22 protein-coding genes are annotated in these 20962 nt (G+C 56.3%); 13 read left to right on the forward strand and 9 right to left on the reverse strand.

The window, feature by feature from the left end; translation table 11 throughout:
- The first annotated feature begins 110 nt into the window (after positions 1 to 110).
- Both ACEPPP_RS06780 and ACEPPP_RS06785 read left to right on the forward strand, forming a co-directional pair.
- Positions 111 to 710, forward strand: a complete 600-nt coding sequence (locus ACEPPP_RS06780; protein ID WP_374090278.1) for a GNAT family N-acetyltransferase — start codon at positions 111 to 113, stop codon at positions 708 to 710.
- The gene (locus ACEPPP_RS06785) at positions 700 to 1587 is read left to right on the forward strand and encodes a carbon-nitrogen hydrolase family protein (protein ID WP_374090279.1); all 888 of its coding nucleotides are present in this window, start codon (positions 700 to 702) and stop codon (positions 1585 to 1587) included. The genes ACEPPP_RS06780 and ACEPPP_RS06785 overlap by 11 nt, the downstream gene beginning before the upstream one ends.
- Before the next feature lie 96 nt (positions 1588 to 1683).
- Here the strand turns inward: ACEPPP_RS06785 and ACEPPP_RS06790 are convergent, their stop codons facing one another.
- The 6 genes from ACEPPP_RS06790 to ACEPPP_RS06815 form a co-directional block, all read right to left on the reverse strand.
- Positions 1684 to 2403 (reverse strand): hypothetical protein, encoded by a 720-nt coding sequence (locus tag ACEPPP_RS06790; RefSeq protein ID WP_374090280.1) that lies wholly within the window; start codon positions 2401 to 2403, stop codon positions 1684 to 1686.
- Between the two features lie 3 nt (positions 2404 to 2406).
- A complete protein-coding gene (locus ACEPPP_RS06795) occupies positions 2407 to 2946 on the reverse strand; it encodes a M23 family metallopeptidase (RefSeq protein ID WP_374090281.1) in 540 nt (179 codons plus the stop codon).
- 280 nt (positions 2947 to 3226) lie between these two features.
- Positions 3227 to 4846 carry a hypothetical protein gene (locus tag ACEPPP_RS06800; protein ID WP_374090282.1) on the reverse strand — a complete coding sequence of 540 codons (1620 nt, stop codon included), beginning with the start codon at positions 4844 to 4846 and terminating at the stop codon, positions 3227 to 3229.
- A 309-nt stretch (positions 4847 to 5155) separates the two neighbouring features.
- Positions 5156 to 7597, reverse strand: coding sequence for an SAM-dependent methyltransferase (locus ACEPPP_RS06805; protein WP_374090283.1), 2442 nt, complete (start codon positions 7595 to 7597; stop codon positions 5156 to 5158).
- Complete coding sequence (locus tag ACEPPP_RS06810; protein WP_374090284.1) at positions 7594 to 8346, reverse strand: protein-L-isoaspartate(D-aspartate) O-methyltransferase; 753 nt, start codon at positions 8344 to 8346, stop codon at positions 7594 to 7596. Before ACEPPP_RS06810 ends, ACEPPP_RS06805 begins: the two co-directional genes overlap by 4 nt.
- A gap of 52 nt (positions 8347 to 8398) precedes the next feature.
- Complete coding sequence (locus ACEPPP_RS06815) at positions 8399 to 9064, reverse strand: protein-L-isoaspartate(D-aspartate) O-methyltransferase (protein ID WP_374090285.1); 666 nt, start codon at positions 9062 to 9064, stop codon at positions 8399 to 8401.
- A gap of 238 nt (positions 9065 to 9302) precedes the next feature.
- Between ACEPPP_RS06815 and gcvH the strand changes: the two genes are divergently transcribed.
- The 8 genes from gcvH (at position 9303) to ACEPPP_RS06855 (ending at position 15664) form a co-directional block, all read left to right on the forward strand.
- The gene (gene gcvH / locus ACEPPP_RS06820) at positions 9303 to 9689 is read left to right on the forward strand and encodes a glycine cleavage system protein GcvH (RefSeq protein ID WP_374090286.1); all 387 of its coding nucleotides are present in this window, start codon (positions 9303 to 9305) and stop codon (positions 9687 to 9689) included.
- 70 nt (positions 9690 to 9759) lie between these two features.
- Positions 9760 to 10131 (forward strand): diacylglycerol kinase, encoded by a 372-nt coding sequence (locus tag ACEPPP_RS06825; protein WP_374090287.1) that lies wholly within the window; start codon positions 9760 to 9762, stop codon positions 10129 to 10131.
- The gene (locus ACEPPP_RS06830) at positions 10128 to 11063 is read left to right on the forward strand and encodes a carbohydrate kinase family protein (RefSeq protein ID WP_374090288.1); all 936 of its coding nucleotides are present in this window, start codon (positions 10128 to 10130) and stop codon (positions 11061 to 11063) included. Before ACEPPP_RS06825 ends, ACEPPP_RS06830 begins: the two co-directional genes overlap by 4 nt.
- 5 nt (positions 11064 to 11068) lie before the next feature.
- Complete coding sequence (mazG, locus tag ACEPPP_RS06835; protein WP_374090289.1) at positions 11069 to 11875, forward strand: nucleoside triphosphate pyrophosphohydrolase; 807 nt, start codon at positions 11069 to 11071, stop codon at positions 11873 to 11875.
- Between the two features lie 48 nt (positions 11876 to 11923).
- A complete protein-coding gene (locus tag ACEPPP_RS06840; protein WP_374090290.1) occupies positions 11924 to 12943 on the forward strand; it encodes an exo-beta-1,3-glucanase in 1020 nt (339 codons plus the stop codon).
- Between the two features lie 366 nt (positions 12944 to 13309).
- Positions 13310 to 14500: a D-alanyl-D-alanine carboxypeptidase family protein gene (locus ACEPPP_RS06845; protein ID WP_374090291.1), complete on the forward strand. Its 1191-nt coding sequence runs from the start codon at positions 13310 to 13312 to the stop codon at positions 14498 to 14500.
- 158 nt (positions 14501 to 14658) lie between these two features.
- A complete protein-coding gene (locus ACEPPP_RS06850) occupies positions 14659 to 15051 on the forward strand; it encodes a group II truncated hemoglobin (RefSeq protein ID WP_374090292.1) in 393 nt (130 codons plus the stop codon).
- A 91-nt stretch (positions 15052 to 15142) separates the two neighbouring features.
- On the forward strand, positions 15143 to 15664 hold the full coding sequence (locus ACEPPP_RS06855; protein ID WP_374090293.1) for a copper resistance protein NlpE: 522 nt from the start codon (positions 15143 to 15145) through the stop codon (positions 15662 to 15664).
- A gap of 106 nt (positions 15665 to 15770) precedes the next feature.
- Here ACEPPP_RS06855 and ACEPPP_RS06860 read toward each other — a convergent pair whose 3' ends face one another.
- The 3 genes from ACEPPP_RS06860 to mobB form a co-directional block, all read right to left on the reverse strand.
- A complete protein-coding gene (locus tag ACEPPP_RS06860) occupies positions 15771 to 16286 on the reverse strand; it encodes a hypothetical protein (RefSeq protein WP_374090294.1) in 516 nt (171 codons plus the stop codon).
- Between the two features lie 314 nt (positions 16287 to 16600).
- The gene (gene glp / locus ACEPPP_RS06865; RefSeq protein ID WP_374090295.1) at positions 16601 to 17839 is read right to left on the reverse strand and encodes a gephyrin-like molybdotransferase Glp; all 1239 of its coding nucleotides are present in this window, start codon (positions 17837 to 17839) and stop codon (positions 16601 to 16603) included.
- Positions 17836 to 18360: a molybdopterin-guanine dinucleotide biosynthesis protein B gene (gene mobB, locus ACEPPP_RS06870; RefSeq protein ID WP_374090296.1), complete on the reverse strand. Its 525-nt coding sequence runs from the start codon at positions 18358 to 18360 to the stop codon at positions 17836 to 17838. Before mobB ends, glp begins: the two co-directional genes overlap by 4 nt.
- A 184-nt stretch (positions 18361 to 18544) precedes the next feature.
- Between mobB and ACEPPP_RS06875 the strand changes: the two genes are divergently transcribed.
- Genes ACEPPP_RS06875 through rpoS form a run of 3 tightly spaced genes read left to right on the forward strand, consistent with a single transcriptional unit; the run spans position 18545 to position 20862 of the window.
- A complete protein-coding gene (locus ACEPPP_RS06875) occupies positions 18545 to 19027 on the forward strand; it encodes a DnaJ domain-containing protein (protein WP_374090297.1) in 483 nt (160 codons plus the stop codon).
- Between the two features lie 5 nt (positions 19028 to 19032).
- Entirely contained in the window at positions 19033 to 19827 is a 795-nt protein-coding gene (locus ACEPPP_RS06880) for a peptidoglycan DD-metalloendopeptidase family protein (protein ID WP_374090298.1), read from the forward strand.
- 42 nt (positions 19828 to 19869) lie between these two features.
- Positions 19870 to 20862 carry an RNA polymerase sigma factor RpoS gene (gene rpoS, locus ACEPPP_RS06885; RefSeq protein WP_374090299.1) on the forward strand — a complete coding sequence of 331 codons (993 nt, stop codon included), beginning with the start codon at positions 19870 to 19872 and terminating at the stop codon, positions 20860 to 20862.
- Positions 20863 to 20962: the final 100 nt, after the last annotated feature.

Genomic DNA, 20962 nt, shown 5'->3' on the forward strand with positions numbered 1-20962 from the left:
ACCTGAAGCTTGAATGCATGCCGCAAGAACGCTGATATGCGCCTCTCCCTGCACATGAGCTCTAAGCTCTGGTAAACTATCGCCTTTTTTCACCTCGTTTAATCCTTTTCATGTCCAAAGATATTCGCATTGCAAGATTTAGCGGCAAGGCCATCGAACCTTATATCAAGGAGCTGGCTCGACTCAGAATCCAAGTGTTCCGTGAGTTCCCGTATTTGTACGACGGCACTTACGAATATGAAGAAAAATACCTGCAAACCTATCTGAACTGCCCGCAAAGCGTGATCGTGATTGCGTTCGACGGCGACAAGATCGTCGGCGCCTCGACCGCGATTCCGATGCAGTACGAAACCGAGGAGATGAAGCGGCCGTTCATCGAAAACGGTTATAAGCTGGAGGAGGTTTTTTATTGCAGTGAATCGGTGCTGGACAGAAATTACCGAGGCCTCGGCATCGGCGTGCGCTTTTTCGAGGAAAGAGAGGCGCATGCGCAGGAACTGGGCGGTTTCAAGCACATCACCTTCTGCTGCGTCGAACGGCCGATCGACCATCCGCGCCGTCCGGCCGATTATGTGCCGCTCGACAAGTTCTGGAACAAGCGCGGCTATGTGAAGCACCCCGAACTGAAGACGACCTATCTCTGGAAAGACCTGGACGACGAAGTCGAGACCCCGAAACCGATGACCTTCTGGCTGAAACATGAAAGTTAAGATCGCCGCCGCGCAGTACGACATCGGTTTTTTCGAAAACTGGCAGGACTACCGGCAAAAGATCGAACGCTGGGTCGGCGAAGCCGCAGACCAGGGCGCGAAAATCCTGCTGTTCCCCGAGTACGGCAGCATGGAACTCGCCTCCTTGTTCGGCCAGGCCATTTATTCCTCGCTGAGCAAACAGCTCGAAGCGATGCAGTCCCTGCTCGACGACTATATCGAACTGTACAAGGAACTGGCGCAAAAGCATCGGTGCTACATCCAGTCCGGCACGTTTCCGGTGCGAATCGACGGCGAGATTTATCACAACCGCGCCTATCTGTTCATGCCGAACGGCGAATTCGATTATCAGGACAAGCTGATGATGACCCGCTTCGAGAACGAGCAATGGCTGATCAATCGCGGCCTCGAATTGAAGTGTTTCGACACCGAATACGGCCGCATCGCGATCAACGTCTGTTATGACAGCGAGTTCCCGATACTGGCCAGAAAACAGGTCGAAGCCGGCGCGAATCTGATTCTGGTGCCGAGCTGCACCGACTCGCTGGCCGGTTACCACCGCGTCCGCATCGGCTGCCAGGCACGGGCGCTTGAAAACCAGTGCTATGTGGTGCAGTCGCCGACGGTCGGCCTGGCGCCGTGGTCAGAAGCGGTCGATGTGAACATCGGCGCGGCGGCGATCTATACGCCGGTAGATCGTGGCTTTCCGGATAACGGCGTTTTAGCGATCGGCGAACTGAACGCGAGCCAGTGGGTGTTTGCGGAAATCGATCTGGACGGCATCGCCAGGGTGCGGGAAAACGGCCAGGTATTCAATTACCGGGATTGGCCGTTACAACATGCGCCGGCCTTCAGCCCCGCGTCAAACAACGCCTAGACCTGGGTTAAAAATAACAAGCGCGAAAAACGGCAAAGACCTGCGGGGGGGTTGAAAATCTCGCAGGTCTTTGCGAAGAGATTTTTTCCCAAATCCTTAGCGTATTTCAGGATAGATCTGCGCTTTAACGCGATCCGCAGACATGATGTAAGGCGCGGTCTTGGCGACGCCCGAGGCGACAAGCGCCTTAATCGCGGTCTGGGCTTGTTCGTAGGTATCGTGCCGCAAGACGACACCATAGTAACCCGACGCGCTTAATATCACTTCGCTCGGGTTGCCGCTGTTAATGAGTTCCTTGGCGCGCTCGATCGCTTCCTCTTTCGATGTTGTCGATAATAGAACGACTAGCAATGCACCAGGTGCTACCGGTTTAGGCTTCATCTCTCCATTGCTCGAAGGGCGCACCTCGGAAATCTGCTGCTTATACAGACTCGCCAAATCAATATCTTCAGCAGGCGAAGTGGATTCTCCCGTATTCGCGCTCGAGACGGGTTCTTCAGAAAGAAGCGGTTCCGGCTGTCCAGTCTCGGTCTGAAGGTATAGCTCCGTGCCCCCGGAACGGAGCGGCGGTTGTTGAGGCGCTGTTTTGGGAGGGATGGTCGCCACATCAATTGTTCTCACCGCAGAAGGCCTGAAGAAATACCAGGAGCCAAGCGCCGCGGCCGATATCACGATGATGAAAAACCCAACAGTCCAACGTAGCGGGCTTACCTTCGACACTTCGGTGGGAGCCTTGAATTCACCCGACCCCAGTATGCGCGAATAGCGTTCCTGGAGCGCTTTTGCGATTGCATCATCGTCGTTTGTATTTTTCATACGTTAGCGCAGATAATCAGTAGGATTCAGATAAAACATAAGCTTCCATCCCTCCGTACGCGTGGAATACCGATCGGGGTAAGGAATCAGACTCATGATCGAATAATGTAAGTGTGTCGGCCTACCTTGGGCGTTCCCGGAATCTCCGACCGTGCCGACCACATTCCCCTTGTACACCCAAGTCCCCATGCCGACCGTTGTCGAGTCGAGATGAGCGTAATAATGCAGACGCCATTTGGAATCGAAGATCATCAGCGCATTGCCGCCGAGTTTCAATTCGCCCTGATACACGACCACACCGGAAGCCGCCGCCAGAGCGGGCGTTCCCCGGCGCGCGAAAATATCAATGCCTTTATGGACACCGGATTTTCCCCAAGGTTCGCGCCAGAACGCGTCCCGATTCCAGTCCTTCGCTGTTGCGCCTTCGACCGGGATGGTGAGGTCTTGTTCGAGAAAGAGTCCGATGTCGAACACAAAGAAAAGCAAAGTCAGGATCGCAATCCAACCCCATTCACGCTTGCTTAATTTGAATTTGGCAGGCACTGGCTTGTATTCGCAACCTCGTATGCCGGGAGTGGTTTCGAATCAGTTTAAACGTTTTTTAATTTTAAATTAAGTAAAAACTTAAACCAATACGAATCTTCACATCGAATCAAAAAGCCGCAATAACCCATAAGTCTTACGCAATGTCATTGCCCCATACAGGACTCAAGAGTAGGAAGCAGAGGTAGCCATTAAGAACGTGAAATACTGCTAGGCCGGCTGACAGGCTGATAAAAAAAGGCCCGCATAGCGGGCCTTGTTAGTAGGGGGATAAAAGGAATCAGCGTTTACGGAGATAGACTTGAGTATCCTCATTGTCGCCAAAAAATGGGACCAGGTAATCATCGACGGTGTCGAAGCCAACGGCTTTGCCATCCGGCGACAAAGCTGGCCTGTCGGCTACTTTTATCCCTTGCTCCCCGCCAACGTCGACATTGGCCCGTGAAAACAAACGAGTCTTGCTATCGTAAACATAAATGTCGGCCACTTTATTGCTGTCTTCATTCCAGAAACTATCCAGCGTATCAGCCAACAAATTGTCGGCTTCTGATTTAAAAGCCACGGTATAGGCGGTATTGTTGCCCGCAATCACCGGGAAGTTACTGTCCGCGTCTCTATCGCCGTTCTCTCTCCATGCCTCTCCAATCACATTGCCGTTTGCATCAACCGGTCCGCTAATTCGCTTGACCGACAGGATTTCGCCAACGCTCAAAGGATCACTGGGTACAATGGAAGCACCGGGTTTAAATTCAACTACAAAAATATCCGAATCGGGCCCCGAATCTCCTCCCTGTACGGAATCGAGATTGGTCGCCGCGGAATCGAATGCAATCAGATAGCTTTTGCCTTTACCGCCTCCGGTAATGGAGGCATTGCCGCTGTTTTCATTGCCTTCGGCGGTTACCGAAAATGGCGCCGAAGCACTCAAGGCGCCGCTCAGCTGATACATTCTGAATGTTACTCGGTCATAGAGAAATATGTCGGTTTTCGCCGTACCGCTGACACCAGAGACCAAATTGGTCGCACTGCTTTGAAACGCGACGAAACGTCCATCGGGCGACAGCGCCGGATTTGTACTATCGACAGCTGCGGGTGTGGCGTTTTGAGCCTGGGTCGTTGGAGCACCGGTCAACGGATCGTGTGCCGCGCTGATCAATTCGATTTTTTTGGTTTTCAGGTCGATCACATAAATATTCTTCTTACCGGAGGGGGTAAACGGTGACGACAGATTGGTGGCTTTCGATTCAAAAGCAACTACGCCGGCTTTCAGCGTGCCGGCGATGACCGGATTGGCACTGGCGTCGTTGGCTTCTGTCAGAATTTTCCAGGGCGCGTCGGCTTTTGCCAGAGGCTGGTTCTTTGCATCTTTAAGGTCAGGCGTTATCGCATTGTCGGCGCCGTCCATGATCCCGCTCAGCCGATAGGTTTTCTTTTTGGCGACATCGCGCAGAAAAATATCCGTTTCTTTGTCGTTGTCGGTATCGTTATTGCTGTCTTGCGTTAACAGGTCCAGATTATTCGCATTGGACTGGAAGACTACGAGCTTGCCGTCTGCGGAAATGGATGGGTTTTCGCTGTCTGCATAGTTATTCGAATCCCACCAATTTATTGTATTTCCATTATGTAAACCGCTGTTGAACCCCTCCTGGCCCAGGCTGTTAACGCTGATGCGGGTCAGAGTTTTGCCTCCTTTGATAAAAACGTCCCTCGCGTTATTGCCGTCGCCCAGCGTTAGATTGGCCGCGTCCGACTCGAACGCGACCGCCGAGCCGCCTTTCGACAGGGAGGGATCGTAGCTGTCGTTGTTGCCGACGATTTGCTGGGCGTTGACGCTGACCATCGCGGAGCTGCCCGCAAACGCGCCATTTTGTGTGATGGCGGCCAGCACCGCTCCCCACAACAGGTTTCGGTTAAAAGATTTCACAGGATTTCCTCACTAGATGAATTAAGAAAAGTTAAAGTCCAGTGAAGTATAGCCGGCTTGGAAATGAGGAAACCTGCTGAATCCTGTGGGATGGAGGAGTCTTGATCGATTGTGTTACGCAGTTGGCAAAAATAATCGTTGGCAGTCCGCAACGGTCAACCGCTGCGTCATGGCGCCTGCCGAATACCCACGGACTTGCCGCCGCACGCTGATCAAATTGTTCTAGATCGCTACTTTTTTCGGAAGACGATATGCCCCGGTTTGCTGTTTTGTCCGGCCAGAGCTTTATAGTGCTCGTTCGATACGCGGCAAACAGACCGCCGCGCCCAAATAAAGACCCACCGCGGTCAAAATCAGCACATTGAAGCCGCCATGGATCGCGATCAGGGTCGCAAGACTCGCGCTGATCACCGAGGCGAAGCCGTTGACGCCCCAGGCCCAGGGGATCAGACTCGGCGATAAGACGGCGACGCGTTGCAGTCCGAGCGGGAACGGCATGCCCATCAAAAATCCCAAGGGCGAGATCAAGAGCACGGTCACCGCGATTTTGACCGGAACGAACTGATCGAGAAACACCCCGGTCAGGTTTTTAAAGAACAGGATATAGAAGAGCGCCAGCGCCGCAATGCCGAGAATCGGCGCAATATGACCATGGCGCATAGCGTGCAGCGAACGCGTCGCATAGCTTCCCACGCTGGCCGAAATCAGAAACGTGCACAATACCACGGTGACCGAATACACCGGATGATGCAAAAACAGGATGAATTTCTGGATGAAAGCGATTTCGATGAACAGGAAGGCGTTGCCGAGCAGGAAAAAATAACCCATCACACGCCACAAGCGCGGCGAATAATCCGGCAAGCCAAGCCTTTGCTTGCAGCGCCACATCGGCAGGCCGATGAACAGGGCGGCGGCAAGGAGCGCCTGCAGCGCGCCGGCGACCAGGATGATGTAGCCGGTTTCGAGCAGGGAGATGCCGCCTTGCCCGTACAGCGACAGGATTTCGGGCAAGGTGGTCCATTTGAAAAACTGAAAGAAATAAGGCCGGTCGTCGGTCGCGGGATCGATCGCGAATTTGTAACGGTCCAGATAGGCCGCCCGCCCGGCGCCGAGGATCTGGCTTGCGCCCTGGTAGTAATACGATTCCGGCAATTGATTGAAGCGATTGGTCTCGGGCTCGGTGATGCCGGGGTAATAATCGATGTCGAAACTGCGGTCCTCGCAAAAGGTCTTGAGCTTCACGACGTCCGCCAGCGCGACCTCGCCGTTCTTGACCAGCAAGGTGCTGGTCTGCCAGCCGCGGATCAGCAGCAGTCGCCTGCCGGGCTCGCTGATGCCGGAGCGCTCCAGCGCTTCGGCGGCGGTCGCAAACAATTTCAACGCATCGCGCGGCGGCATCTTGGCCCAGCGGGTCAAGGCCAGATAGCCGCCCGGCTGCAGATGGCGAATATATTCCTGCAACGCTTCGACCGTATAGAGATAATTTTCGCTCAAGGCATAGAGGCCGGCGGACGAGGCGCCGTAGGCATCCATCAAGGCGATCTGGATCAGGTCGAAACGCAGCTTCGTGCCGGAGACGAAGCCGCGCGCCTCGCCGATATGCAGCCTGAGGCGGCCATTCGTGAAGATGCCGCCGCTGAAGGCGTCGTACCGGGTCTTGATGTAATCGATCAGTTGGCCGTTCAGTTCGACCGCATCGACCGAGGGAACGCCGAACCATTCGGCCTGCAGCAGATCGCTGCCGGCGCCGACGCCCAAGATCAACAACTGCTCCGGCTTGTTCAGGTGATAGGGCAACGCGGAAGTGGTCTGATCCAGATACGAAATCGTGGCCCGATCGCCGTTGTAGCGGGTCAGCGCGGACATATTGCCCGCATCCGAGAACAGCGCATACTGGGCGGGCGGCTCGCGCTCGGCGTTCAGGCTGAGGCCGGGCGCATGCCGCAGCGGCGTGACCCTGCTTTCGACCACATCGGTATAGGCGATAGGATTCGAAAAACTGTCGATGATGCGGGTTCCCGGAATCCGCAGCAATTGCTGCATCTCCTTGTACGGGGATATGTGCAGGGTTTTCCAGTCCGAAGGCGCGAGCCACAAAAGCGCCAGTGCGGCCGCGCAGACGGCCGGTCCCCTCCAGCTTTTTTCCCACGCTATCGAGACCGGCAGGATGCCGGCGAGGCCGATCAGGGCCAGGGCGATCAGCGCTTGGCCTGGCGGCACCAGAAACAATAAACCGATAATGACCAGGCTGCCGAGGCCGGCGCCGGCCAGATCGGCCGCATAGATGCTCGACACCTCGTCGCGGAAGCGGAACAGCGCCAGCCCGACCGCGGAGGCTGCGAAAAAAAACGGCAAGGCCAGGAGCAGATAGAGCATCAAAAGATACAGAGGCTGGGCCGGCGACCAAAATAGCTCGGAAGGATTGAACGGCAGGCGCTGCCCGAGCCAGAAGCAGCCCGGGGCCGAGAGACTGAACAGCAAGATGCCGCCGGGAAACACCCATTGGAAGCGCGCATTCAGCCAGTCCCGGTAAAGCGCCAGAACCACCCCGCTGGCGCCGTAGCCCAACAAGGCCAAGCTGATGATCATGTAGGCGAAATGATGCCACTGGATGATAGAAAACAGCCGCATCAGCAGGATTTCGTAGCCGATAGCCGCGCCCGAAACCAGTGCGATCGCCAGCGGCAGGCCCGGATAGCGGTTCATTGCCTCCGGATTCGCGCTCAAGGGTGCGTTCCGGTCAGGGGAACGAAGGCCACCGGCAGCAACTGCCGGGTTTTGATTTTCTGATTCCGGTCTTTTTCGACCAGCACCAGTTGCTGTACATTGAAGCGGTCGCCGACGGGGATCAGCATGCGCCCGCCCGGTTTCAGCTGCTTGATCAAGGGCGGCGGAATGTGGCTTGCGGCCGCGGTCACCAGAATCGCGTCGAACGGCGCGGCTTCGGGCCAGCCGTAATAGCCGTCGCCGGTGCGGGTGTGGATGTTTTGATAGCCCAGCTTTTTGATCCGCTCGCGGGCGCTATCGGCCAAGGGCTCGATGATCTCGATGCTGTAAACGTCGGCGCCGACCGTGGCGAGCACCGCCGCCTGGTAGGCCGAACCGGTACCGATCTCGAGCACCTTGTCGCCGGGTTTCGAATCGAGCAATTCGGTCATCACCGCGACGATGTAAGGCTGTGAAATGGTCTGGCCATGACCGATCGGCAGCGGCCGATTTTGATAGGCATACGGGCGCTGATCCTCGCCGACGAACTGATGCCGGGGCACGTTGCGTAGCGCGTCCGCAACGGGGTGGCTCAAGGTTTTTCGTCCCAGCCTATCGGCCGTGTATGCCATATACTCTTCGATTTCGGCCACCATCGCCGCGCGCTGCCGTGCATAGGCATCCGGCTCTGCCCAAGCAAGGACAGTAGAGAGAAGCAGCAATACCGCCAAGAGCAACAACACCAGCAGTAGATGTTTTGGATGGATCATTACGATAAACTCCTAGGCCTAAGCTTTAGCTATCCGACCCTTAACCGTGTATTTAGTGCCATTTTTTCGGCTGATCGACCAAGGGCACGAAGGCGACGTCTAGGATTTTGCTGATCTTGTGCGGCCCTTTCGCCCGTTTTTCAAGCAGGATCAGTTCCTGGTGCCCGAAAGGATGGCCGAGCGGAATCACGAGCCGCCCTCCGACTTTCAACTGGTCGATCAGCGCATCCGGCACATAAGGCGCGGCGGCGGTCACGATGATACCGTCATAGGGCGCCTGTTCCGGCCAGCCGTCATAACCGTTGCCGACCTTGGCGTGGATGTTTTGATAAGCGAGTCTTTTGAAACGATCGACCGCTTCGAGGCTCAAATCTTCTATCACCTCGAGCGTGTAAACCCGGGCGGCCAGAAGCGACAGGATGGCGGTCTGATAACCCGAACCGGTGCCGATTTCGAGGATCGCATCGGTCGGCTTAATGTCCAGAAAATCGGTCATCAGCGCGACGATGAAAGGCTGGGAGATGGTCTGGCCGTAACCGATCGGCAGCGGCCCGTTATCGAATGCCAAACACGTCATGCCGGGATCGACGAACTGCTCGCGCGGCACGTCGCGCATCGCCTCCATCACCTCCGGCGAGAGCGTTTTGCGGCCGGTCAAAAAGGCGGTCAGGAGGGTTTCCTGCCGGATATCTTCCAGCATATGGTGAATGTTTTTCATAGTCTCTTGGTACAATGGCTTGACGAAGACTTGGACCTGAAGTTAAACAAGAATATCGCCTGAAGGTTCCGGACGGCTAAAAAATATCCGTCGGCCTGCGCCGGGCGAAACGGGCGCCCGTTCGTCTCGTCCCGGTGGAGAAAGCAGGCGCTTCAATGGTATGATGGACGCAGAAACGATGCCTGGCGCGGGCTTCTCCGCCGCCCAAAGAGTTTGTAATTTATCAACAGAGGACGATATGAGTGATTTGCCGGAAAATCTGAAATACGCCGCGACCCATGAATGGGCGAAACAGGAAAGCGACAATGTGGTGCGCGTCGGCATCACCGACTTCGCGCAACAGGAATTGGGCGACCTGGTCTATGTCGAGTTGCCGGAGGTCGGCCGCAAAGTAGAGGCTAAGGAGCAATGCGCGGTGGTCGAATCGGTCAAGACCGCTTCCGACCTGTACAGCCCGGTCAGCGGCGAGATCGTCGCGGTCAATGACAGTTTGTCCGACAGTCCCGAACAGGTCAACGATGCGCCCTACGACGCCTGGATTTTTTGCGTAAAAGCCGACGATACTTCCACCTTGGATCAATTGATGGATGCCGGCGCCTATCAGCAAATGATAGACGCCGATTAAGCAGAGCCCGGCAAGCGACGGCGCCTGGCGCATCGTCAGCCCCTTTTCAAACAACCTTTTATGGTAGTGCATGGCAAATCAAAATGAGAAAGGCCTCAAGCGCCTGATCAATGCGTGTTATTTTTCGGCGGCCGGATTCAAGGCGGTGTGGACGCATGAGGAAGCGTTCCGGCAGGAGGTGTTGCTGTTTGCGGTCACCACGCCGTTGGCGATCTGGCTGGGCCAGTCGCCGATCGAAAAATTGCTATTGATCGGCAGCATCGTGCTGGTATTGCTGGTCGAATTGTTGAATTCGGCGATCGAGGCGGTCGTCGATCGGGTCGGACTGGAACGCCACGAATTATCGGGCCGCGCCAAGGACATCGGCTCGTCGGCGGTGATGTTGTCGCTGGTCTGGGCGGCGGTTACTTGGGCTTACATACTATTAGGAGTTAAATCATGAGCGCATTGATCTGCGGTTCGATGGCATACGACACGATCATGGTGTTCCATGACCACTTCAAGAATCACATCCTGCCGGACAAGGTGCATATCCTGAACGTGTCGTTTCTGGTGCCGGTGATGCGCCGCGAGTTCGGCGGCTGCGCCGGCAACATCGCCTACAACCTGAATCTGCTCGACGAAGAGCCGCTGATCATGGCGACCGTCGGCCACGATTTCGAGCCTTACATGCAATGGCTTTGCCAGAACGGCCTGTCGCGCGAATTCATCCGGATTCTCGACAACCATTACACCGGCCAGGCCTATATCACCACCGACGAAGACGACAATCAGATTACCGCGTTCCATCCGGGCGCGATGAGCGAGTCGCACCTGAATTCGGTGCCGACCCATCGGGACGACATCACGATCGGCATCGTCTCGCCGGACGGCAGGGACGGCATGCTCTTGCATGCGGCGCAATTCCGCGAGCTCGATATTCCGTTCATTTTCGATCCGGGCCAGGGCATTCCGATGTTCAACGGCGAGGAACTCCTGACCTTCCTCGACCAAGCCACCTGGGCGGTGGTCAACGACTACGAATCCGAACTGCTGCAGCAGCGCACCGGCCTGCCGCTCGACGAACTGGCCAAGCGGGTCGAGGCGCTGATCGTGACGCTCGGCGCGCAGGGCTCGAAAATTTATACGCATGGCCGCTGCATCGACATTCCGTCCGCGCCGCCGAAACAACTGCTCGATCCGACCGGCTGCGGCGACGCCTACCGCGCCGGCCTCTTGTACGGCCTGATGAACGAACTCGACTGGGCCGTGACCGGACGGATCGCTTCCCTGATGGGCACGATCAAGATCGAACATAACGGCACGCAGAACCACAGCTTCGACATGGATGCCTTCAAGCAGCGCTACCGGGAAAGTTTCGGCTCCGAGTTTTGACCGACATGCTGAAAAACACCCAAAACCTCCTGGACATCATGGCGCGCCTGCGCGATCCCGAGCGGGGCTGCCCCTGGGACCTGCGGCAGGATTTCGCTACGCTGATCCCTTATCTGATCGAAGAGGCCTACGAAGTCGTCGATGCGATCGAACGCAACGACATGGACGACCTGCGCTCCGAGCTCGGCGATCTGTTGTTGCAGGTCGTTTTTCATTCGCAATTGGCGAAGGAACGCGGCCTGTTCGATTTCGAACAGGTTTCGGCAAGCATCAGCGACAAACTGATTCGCCGGCATCCGCACGTCTTCGCCGACGCGGTCTTCGAGACCGACGCGGAGCGCCAAGAGGCCTGGGAACAGGCCAAGGCCGAGGAACGCCGGGCCAAAGAGACCTCGGCGGAACCGGTCAGCGTACTGGCCGGCGTCGCGGGCAGCCTGCCGGCCCTGCTCGAATGCGAAAAGATTCAGGACCGCGCCGCGCAGCACGGCTTCGACTGGCCCGACGCGCCGCCGGTCTTCGACAAGGTGATGGAGGAACTCGAGGAAGTCCGGGAAGCCTGGCAGTCGGGCGATCAATATCATATCCGCGAGGAAATCGGCGATTTGTTGCTGGTAGTCGTGAACCTTGCGCGGCATCTCGATGTGAATGCCGAAATGGCGCTGAAGGAAAGCACCAAAAAATTCTCGCGCCGCTTCAATTACATCGAACAGCAGGTCGCCTCCTCCGGCCGCAATCTGACCGATTGCGATCTTTATGAGCTCGATGCCTTCTGGCACGAGGCGAAGCAGGTGCTCAAGCGTAAAACAGATTAGAGTCATCTGTCGTAACAGACTTCCCTGCCCCCTCGAATACAGGTTCTCATGAAACAGATTTTATACGCTCTCGCGCTGGCATCGATGTTGATGACCAGCCAACACGCCTCGGCTCGCGGGCAACAAGCCGCGCAGAAAGCTGCCCAAACGGCGCCGCTGCAATGCGTCGCCTTCAGCCCCTACGTCGGCCAGTTGAACCCCGATTACGGTCCGCATCCGACTCAAGCCCAAATCGAGCAATTGCTGGACGTGCTGGTCGAGAAAACGCCTTTCCGCTGCATCATGACCTACGGCGTATTGAACGGCCTCGACGCGACGTTTGCGGCGGCCGAGGCGAGAGGAATCAAGGTGATTGCGATCCTGTGGCTCGACAAAGACATCGAGGTCAATTCCGCCTCGATCTCGAAAGGCATCGCAGTCGCCAGAACCTACCCGAAAACGATCATCAAGCTCAGTTGCGGTTCGGAAGTCCGCACCCGCCACGGCAACGCGCTGGATAGCGAGATAACCCGCTGCATCAACGCGATGCGCGAGGCGAAGATCGCGCAGCCGGTCACCACGATCGATACCTGGTGGGAATGGTGCAACCGCGCGACGCCTTGCCAGCAGACCGTTTTCGCAAACTCGGTCGACTGGATCGGCATCAATATATTTCCCTGGTGGGAGAACAAGCATGCCGGCGTTTTTTCCTGCACGCCGGCCGAGAAAGCGGCCGATTTCCATCTGGCGAGACGCGAGGATATCCGGCGCGCCTACCCCGGCAAGGACGTGATCGTAACCGAATTCGGCTGGCCCTATGCGCCCGAAGGCGCAACCGAAACCAATGTCCATACCGGCGAGCATTGCGGCATCGCCAACCGCAAGAATCAGGCCTTGGTAATCCGCTCGACGCTGAAAAAGCTGGCCGAAAAACAAGGGTCAGGCGTCGTCTTCGAAGCCTTTTCGGAAAACTGGAAACCCAGCAACGAAGGCCTGTTCGGAGGCTCCTGGGGCATCTGTTCCGGCGAACCGCCGCATGACTGCCTGACCGATTTGACGGCCCAGCCCCAAAAAAGCAAGCGGCACTGAGCCCTGCTAACGGCAAACTCGAAAGAAAATCTTCAATCCATCTCGTTAAACCGTTCAGGATGAGCCTGTCGCCCCTGAAGGGTTTAACCGAGCGACTCTGGGGCATGTATTAGCCCTTCCTAAATAGATTCCTCCCCTTTTCCGTACTTTGCTAAAATAATAGCCATGGGTATAGCTTAAGGAAAATTTACGGGATCTACTGTTAAGCTAGCGAGTTCTTCGTCGCGTTGCCACACAGTTTTCGTGGTATGCCGCTTGGCCCGCGCTGGCTTCACGGCAACGCCCCGAGCGATTCGACTTACTCCGTTCCGCGCGTCCCATGCCCCCACCCTTTTTGAGTCGGTCAGTTTTTTTTGAGATTTTTCAATGCGTAAAGTAAAGTCGTTTGTTGTTGTACTGCTGGCGTTAGGGGCATTTCTGCTGGCCGGCTCCGCCCAGGCGCGCCATGCCGCGATCATGATCGACGCCGAAAACGGCAATGTGCTGCACGAAATCGATGCGACGCGCCCCTGGTATCCGGCGTCGCTGACCAAGGTGATGACGCTGTACATGGCCTTCGAGGCGCTCAGCCGAGGGCAAATCGGCCTGCACGACAGGATGACCACATCCTCTCATGCGTCCCGGCAACCGCAAAGCAAGCTGGGCCTCCGTGCGGGCGAAACCCTGAGCGTCGAAGAGGCGATACTGGCCGTGATCACCCGCTCGGCTAACGACGCGGCGGTCGTGCTGGGCGAACATCTGGGCGGCAGCGAGGAAGCATTCGCGTCGCAGATGACCGCCAAGGCGCGCCAGTTGGGCATGTACAACTCCCGCTTCATGAACGCGACCGGTTTGCCTAACAATTTGCAGGTTACCACGCCGCGCGATTTGGCGGTACTGGCCTGGAAAATCATGAAGAATTTTCCCAACTATTATCCTTACTTTGGCAGCCACGGCTTTTTCTTCAAAGGACGCGAGCTGCACGGCATCAACAAGTTCACCGCCCGTTACCCCGGCGCGGAAGGCATGAAAACCGGCTTCACCTGCGGCTCCGGCTTCAACCTGATGAGCTCGGCATCCCAGAACGGCAAGCGCTTGATCGGCGTTGTGATGGGCGGCATGACCAGCGCGGAACGCTACCAGCTGATGATGAACATGATGGACGGGGGCTTTTCCAATCGCTACGGCGACGGCTCGTATCGCAACATCAGCACGATGACCGAAAGCATGGGCGGCGAGCCGCCTTATCAGCTCGGTTGCGGCAACCGCAGAGGCATTACGGTCGCATCCGGCGATGACAATGTTCCGCATGCGAGTTATCATCGGCCCGCGGCCAAACATTACCAAGCGCACCACCGAACCCGCGCCGCCTCAGGCTATCACCGCCTCGCAGCCGGCAAGACACGGTCCGGCAAAAACATCATCAGCAAGCGCGGTGCGAAGCGCGGCATGACAGTCGCCAAAAATAAACGCGGCGGCGTGACGCGGGTCGCCAAAAAAACCACCGGCACGAAATCGAAAACCGCAAAGTCTTCGGTCGCTCGCAAGACCGTCAAGAAAAGAAGCAAGTCTGCGTAACCCCCTGAGGGTTAGACTCCGCGCATCATTCCAATTTTTCAGGATTTGAAGGGTGCGCGGTACTGACAAGGCTTTGATAGCATCCTTTTTCCCCTTGGGAATGATGTTCCCACGACGCCTAATATAAACAGCAATCCAACCTCTAAGAGCACTTAGCAATGACATCCCTCACGCCTTACGACGTCATCGGCGGCGAGCAGACCATCCTCAGTTTGGTCGACCGGTTTTACTTCTATATGGACACCCTGCCCGAGGCACAAGGCATACGCGCCGTACACCAGCCGAGTCTTGGCTCCGCCAAGGACAAGCTGTTCAAGTTTCTGTCCGGCTGGCTCGGCGGCCCCAACTTGTTCATCGAAGAATTCGGCCACCCGATGCTGCGCGCCCGTCATTTGCGGTTCGCAATTGGCGAATCGGAGCGTGACCAGTGGATGCTGTGCATGAATAAAGCCCTGGCGGAAATGACCATGGATCCGCGGCTGAAAACCAATATCCAAAATGCCTTGCAGCAACTCGCAACGCATATGATTAATCAGGAGCCAGCTTGCTGACAAATTTAGAAGCTCATTGTCGGTAAATCTGGTAAATTTTCCGCTCCGTTTTCCAATGGCACAACCCTCGTTACTTTTCTGGAAAGTCATCATGCGAGCATTAAAAAATCAATTAAAACACACTCTGACTCTGTTTCTGGCTGGCGGTCTGCTTGCTGCCATTCCTGCAATGGCGGCATCAGACCTCGAAGCGCAAGAAGGTTTCGCCAGAGCGCGTGCAAAGACCCTGCAGAAGGACATAGATCACTCGGCACATCAAAACCCTGCCGATAAAAGCCTGGAGTTTCATGGCGTTTTTTACGGCTATCTCCCCTGCGACGATTGCGATGGCGTTAAAACGACGCTGTCCTTACAACAAAAGCAAAATTATCTGTTGGTGACTCAGCCCGCCAAAGAGTCCTCGCGGGAGTATTATGAAAGAGGCAAATATGACTGGAATAACGAAAAGCGTACCGTGGTGTTAACGCCAAAAAAAGGAGGAGCAAACCCGCGAAGTTTTCATATTGAAGACGAAGGCACGCTGATTCAGCTGAATGCCGATGGCATAAAAAAGGAAGGGTATGAGCTGCAAAGAAGCGATACTTATAAGTCGCGTGAGGTGCATATTCACTAACGCATCATCAGTTCGAAAGCAGCGGCGAACACTGCCGACCGACTCAAAACAAACCGCCTCTTGGCAAAAGCAAAGGCGGTTTATTATTGCCGACGCGGTTTCTTCCTCACGTATTCCTCCGGCTATTCCGTTCGACACAAGAATCCAGCGCAAAGCGCAGCAGCAACAGCGTGATCAGTACCGGAAAAACCAGATAATGTTCCAGCAATTGCAAACTCCCGAGCGCGCCCAACATGATGATCCAGGGCTGCAAGCCTTTTTGCTCGGCAAGCAGGCGCATGTAGCGGAGGGATTCCTGGTCGAGACGTTCGGATGGACCGATGAAAGCGAGCGAGACGAATGCGCTCATGGCGGCAAAATACACCGGAAAGAAAAAAAACATCGGCGCGTCATCGTTGAACAGCGACTTCCAATAGGCGAACCAGGCCAGTAACACGCTCGAAGCAAACAGGTCGTACCAGAGCCTGAAATGGCCTTTTTTGACCAGCGAACCGGCGATCGCCAGCAAGGCGCCGCCGATGCCCGAATAGAGGAAAGACGGCGTCGCCAACACGTTTATCAAGGGATCCGCGGTCTGTACGAGATAGCCCAAAGCAAGACTGAGTAGAATGAAAACGAGCATGCGCGGATCCGTTGAAGTGATTGTTTTTAAAATGGCATCCAATGGGATTTAATTTGCGGTTTTTGTCTATGTTATACACACAGTCGAGCGCTTGTCACTCGTTCTGATTTTGGCAGGGCCAGGACTCTGCCAACATCCGATTCATTTATACAAGCCACTGATATTAAACAACTAATTAATTTTGTATAAACTTTTTACAATTTGATGACAGGGCAGGATTCCTCGGCTTCGCGGACGGTTATCGAGAGCTTTTCCACAACGTTATCCACAGGAATTGTGGATAACCGAGGCCGCGCCGCCAGCCGTTTTTTTTGTCATAGCGCCGTGCGAAAAGGCTCGACCCAAACCGGCTCGCCTGCCGGAACGCCGCCGCAGTCGGTCGGCAGGATGATATAGCAGTTGCTCGCGGACATCGCAGCCAGCATGTGCGAGCCCTGGCCGCCGGCGCAGGCGACAAAAAATTCGCCGGCCGCATCCTGGGTCAGGATGCCGCGCTGAAATTCGAGGCGGCCGATCTCTTTTTTGAGCGCTGTCGTCAAGGTGGCTTTGATACGTAGCGGGTTTGCCGGCGCTAAGCCGACAAGCCGCCTGAGCGCCGGCTCGACGATTTGCTGAAAAGTCACCGCGACCGCCACCGGATTGCCTGGCAGGCCGAAGAACCAGGCGTTGCCGATTTTGCCGAAGGCGAGCGGTTTGCCGGGTTTCATCGCAATCTTCCACACATGCACCTCGCCGAGACCAGCGAGAACCTGCTGGATGAAATCGGCCTCGCCGACCGAGGCGCCGCCGGTCGTGATGATCACATCATGACTCAGGGCCGCCTGGCTCAATGCGTCTTCGAGCTGCCGCCTATCATCGCCGATCACGCCCAGGTCGGCGGCGCGATAATGAGGGTCGTCCAACAGGCCGCCGAGAATGTAGCGGTTGCTGTCATGAATCTGGCCGGGCGCCAAGGGCTGGCCGATGCCGGTCAATTCGTCGCCGGTCGAAAAATAAGCGATAGTGACCGGCCTTTTGACCGCGACATCATAAATGCCGGCCGAGGCGAAGAGGCCGAGTTCGATCGCGCCGAGTTTTTTGCCGGCGCCGCACAAAAACTCGCCGCGTTTGACATCTTCGCCGATCTCGCGCACAAAACGGCGCGCCGGCACCGCGGCCGGAAACTCGATGTGGCCGCCGTCAACGCTCGCGAATTCCTGCATCACGACCGAATCCGCCGCGCTCGGCACGACCGCGCCGGTAAAGATTCGCACGCATTCGCCCGCCTTGAGTAGTCCCTGGAACGGTTTGCCGGCCCAGGAAACGCCCGCCAGGCGCAGGCGGAAGGGCTGCCAGGCGTCGATGTCCCGGCTGCTGAAGGCATAGCCGTCGACCGCGGCGTTTCTGTCGTGCGGGATGTCGAGCGGCGAGCGCACCGGTTCGGCCAATACGCGGCCGAGCGCATGTGGCAACGTCACTCTTTCGACGCCGGCAACCGGCCGTATCGAGGCCGCGATCCTCGCGCGCGCGGCCTCGATCGAAAGCAGCGCCTCGCGGCTGCACAGGTCGGTCATTTGAACTCCAGGTAATGTTCCAGGATGAAGCGGACGATCAGGTCGGGACGGTTCAGATCGAGCTTGACCAGATGCTCCGGCGCTTCGACCGGGCTGTCGCTTGCAATCGCGATGATATTCGGGTCATCAGGAAACAGTGGCGGCCTTTGCAGCGACGGTCGGTGCAATTCGATCTTCGGAAATTTTTCGGCCTTGAAGCCTTCGACCAGGATCAGATCCAGGCCGGATTGATCCAGAATTTTAAGCTGCCGGTCCAGACTCGGCTCCTCGGGCGTTTCGAACTCGTTGATGATCGCATAGCGGTATTTGGAGACCATCATCACCGGCGAGGCGCCGGCCATGCGCAGACGGTAACTGTCCTTGCCGGGATGGTCGATGTCGAAGCTATGATGGCTGTGCTTGATCAGGCCGACCCGCAGACCGTGTTGTTTCAGCAAAGGAATCAATTGCTCCAGCAAGGTGGTCTTGCCGGTGCCGCTGGCGGCGGCAAAACCGAGTATCGGCTTTTGTGCATGTTGCATGGCGTTAGCGTAATTGGATCGGAGTCAATAATCACGCTATTCTAAGGTATTATTTACGCCAGCACTACGATAACGGAGGCATGGCTGTTATCATCGCCTGCCATCGCGCCAGTCGGTCGTCCGGCGCGTTTTGATTGTTTGCGCCAAACCTGAGTGATCCCCGGAGTCAACCTTGATTCGCATTGTGTTTGTTCTACTGCTGATTTTGCTTGTTTTTTTTGCCTTGCGTAAAGTACAAAAAGCCCCCTCCTCCGCGAAGGCCCGTTTTCTTCGCTACCTGCTGATCGCCGGCGGTCTCGTGGTGCTGGGGTATATGGGGACGGCCGGCTGGCTTGGGGGGCTGTTTGCCGTGCTCGGCCTGGCGCTGGCGTTTCTGCTCAGATTGCTGCCGTCCTTGCTGCAAAATGCGCCCTATCTGCATCAAATCTGGATGGCCTGGCAACGCTCGCAGCAGGGACAAGCGCAGCAACAGGAATCCCGGCATACGTCAGGCAAAATGACCGCCGCGGAAGCTTACGAGGTCTTGGGATTGAAGATGGGCGCCAGCGACAAGGAAATCATCGAGGCCCATCGCCGGCTGATGCAAAAAATTCATCCGGACCGGGGCGGTTCCGATTATCTGGCCGCGAAAATCAACCTGGCCAAAAAGACGCTGTTGGAAAGATAAGTGCCATGTCTCATGTTTGTCGAAACACCGTGTTGATGTCGCTTGCGGTTTTGGCTGCGATCGCGGCCGGCTGTACCGAACGCACCGATTTGGCGCCGGTGCTGAGCGGCCATCAACATATCGATGATGCCTTTCCGGATGCGACCTATCCGCCTCAGGTAGCTAGCGGCTATGCGCCGCCGTTACCGCAGCGGCAGGAAACGCCACCTGGGCCGCGCCCCCCTTACCCGCGCCCGGAAAAACACAGCGCAGACGCCCCTGAGCCGGTCAAATCGGCCGAGAAACACGACGCCAAACGCAAGCCGAAAACAATCGCTGCTGCGCTAACGGCCAAAAAAAGTATAATATCCAAGGCTGAGCGCGCGCAGCCGGCTGCTAAAGTTCCGGCAAGCGAAAAAAAGCCACGCGCCACCATGGCGAAAAAAGACAATGCCGATTTGAACTTCGGCTGGCCGTTAGCCGGCAATATTTTGAAAAGCTATAGCCAGACGGGCAAAAAAGGCATCCGCATCGCCGGCAAAAAAGGGCAAACGGTACGGGCCGCGGAGGCCGGAAAGGTCGTCTATAGCGGACAAGGATTGATCGGATATGGTAATCTGCTTATTATAAAGCACAATGACCAGTATTTAACCGCTTATGCGAATAACAGCGCCTTATTGGCCAAGGAGGGCGACGTTGTCGAAAAAGGACAAGGCATCGCCACGGTTGGCACGGGCGCCGCGCAGAAAGCCATGCTGCATTTTGAAATTCGCAAGCAGGGTAAGTCGGTCAACCCGCTTACATTATTACCGAAGCTATGAAGATACTGTTGACTGATCAAGCGAAGCGTCAGGGGGAATAAGATGAAAGAAGAGATAGTGGAACCCGCTGATGATGACATCGGCCCGCCTTTTGAAGAAGAGGATGAGGAGCTTTTTTTAGCGGAAGAGTTCGAGGACGCGGACGACACGCTCGACGAGATAGACATCGAAAGCGAAGTCCAGACGCTCAGAGCCCGCGATGACAATTTCGACGCGACGCGCGTCTATCTGAACGATCTCGGCCGCTCGAAACTCTTATCGGCCGATCAGGAAAAATTTTACGGCGCCAAAGCCCTGCGCGGCGATTCCGAAGCCCGCAAGGTCATGATCGAAAGCAATCTGCGCCTGGTCGTGAAGATTTCCCGCCGTTATCTCAACCGGGGACTGCCGCTGCTCGACTTGATCGAGGAAGGCAATCTCGGCTTGATTCGCGCGGTCGAAAAATTCGATCCGGACCGCGGTTTCCGTTTTTCGACCTACGCGACCTGGTGGATACGTCAAACGATCGAGCGCGCGATCATGAACCAGACCCGCACCATTCGCCTGCCGATTCATATCGTGAAGGAAATGAACACGTATCTGAAGGCGCAGCGCCAGCTGCAGCAGACGCTCGATCACGATCCGAGCGCCGAGGAGATTGCGCAGTTCATGGATAAGCCGGTCTACAAGGTCGAGAAAATGCTCAAGTTGAACGAGCGTGTCACCTCGATCGATGTGCCGTGCAGCAAGGATGTCGATAAACCGATGGTCGAGACGATCTCGGATGAGGACACCCCCTCGGCCGCCGACCGGATTCAGGAAGACGGCATCCGCCAGAGCGTTTCCGGCTGGGTTTTTCAGTTGCCGGAAAAGCAGCGCGAAGTGATCTGCCGGCGCTATGGGCTCTGCGGCTATGAGGCCGAAACACTCGAACAGGTCGCGCTGGAATTGAGCGTGACCCGCGAGCGGGTGCGGCAGATTCAGATGGACGGATTGAAACGATTAAAAGAGATCCTGCATGTGAACGGCTATTCGTTCGAAACGATTTTCAATTGAAATGGCGGCAGGTTGGGAAGTTCGTTCCCGACCCCTGCCCCTCCTTCCCGACCTCAGCGATCCCTCGCGACGCGTCGCAACCCCGGCATAACGTGTTTCT

Source organism: Methylomicrobium lacus, from assembly GCF_041897535.1.
In the GTDB taxonomy this organism is placed as follows: domain Bacteria; phylum Pseudomonadota; class Gammaproteobacteria; order Methylococcales; family Methylomonadaceae; genus Methylomicrobium; species Methylomicrobium lacus_A.

Bases quoted from the DNA above. Each gene is read 5' to 3' on its own strand.
- ACEPPP_RS06780 (WP_374090278.1), top strand. From the start codon at position 111: ATGTCCAAAGATATTCGCATTGCAAGATTTAGCGGCAAGGCCATCGAA.
- ACEPPP_RS06785 (WP_374090279.1), top strand. From the start codon at position 700: ATGAAAGTTAAGATCGCCGCCGCGCAGTACGACATCGGTTTTTTCGAA.
- ACEPPP_RS06790 (WP_374090280.1), bottom strand. From the start codon at position 2,403: ATGAAAAATACAAACGACGATGATGCAATCGCAAAAGCGCTCCAGGAA.
- ACEPPP_RS06810 (WP_374090284.1), bottom strand. From the start codon at position 8,346: ATGATCCATCCAAAACATCTACTGCTGGTGTTGTTGCTCTTGGCGGTA.
- ACEPPP_RS06815 (WP_374090285.1), bottom strand. From the start codon at position 9,064: ATGAAAAACATTCACCATATGCTGGAAGATATCCGGCAGGAAACCCTC.
- gcvH (WP_374090286.1), top strand. From the start codon at position 9,303: ATGAGTGATTTGCCGGAAAATCTGAAATACGCCGCGACCCATGAATGG.
- ACEPPP_RS06825 (WP_374090287.1), top strand. From the start codon at position 9,760: ATGGCAAATCAAAATGAGAAAGGCCTCAAGCGCCTGATCAATGCGTGT.
- ACEPPP_RS06830 (WP_374090288.1), top strand. From the start codon at position 10,128: ATGAGCGCATTGATCTGCGGTTCGATGGCATACGACACGATCATGGTG.
- mazG (WP_374090289.1), top strand. From the start codon at position 11,069: ATGCTGAAAAACACCCAAAACCTCCTGGACATCATGGCGCGCCTGCGC.
- ACEPPP_RS06840 (WP_374090290.1), top strand. From the start codon at position 11,924: ATGAAACAGATTTTATACGCTCTCGCGCTGGCATCGATGTTGATGACC.
- ACEPPP_RS06845 (WP_374090291.1), top strand. From the start codon at position 13,310: ATGCGTAAAGTAAAGTCGTTTGTTGTTGTACTGCTGGCGTTAGGGGCA.
- ACEPPP_RS06850 (WP_374090292.1), top strand. From the start codon at position 14,659: ATGACATCCCTCACGCCTTACGACGTCATCGGCGGCGAGCAGACCATC.
- ACEPPP_RS06855 (WP_374090293.1), top strand. From the start codon at position 15,143: ATGCGAGCATTAAAAAATCAATTAAAACACACTCTGACTCTGTTTCTG.
- ACEPPP_RS06860 (WP_374090294.1), bottom strand. From the start codon at position 16,286: ATGCTCGTTTTCATTCTACTCAGTCTTGCTTTGGGCTATCTCGTACAG.
- glp (WP_374090295.1), bottom strand. From the start codon at position 17,839: ATGACCGACCTGTGCAGCCGCGAGGCGCTGCTTTCGATCGAGGCCGCG.
- mobB (WP_374090296.1), bottom strand. From the start codon at position 18,360: ATGCAACATGCACAAAAGCCGATACTCGGTTTTGCCGCCGCCAGCGGC.
- ACEPPP_RS06880 (WP_374090298.1), top strand. From the start codon at position 19,033: ATGTCTCATGTTTGTCGAAACACCGTGTTGATGTCGCTTGCGGTTTTG.
- rpoS (WP_374090299.1), top strand. From the start codon at position 19,870: ATGAAAGAAGAGATAGTGGAACCCGCTGATGATGACATCGGCCCGCCT.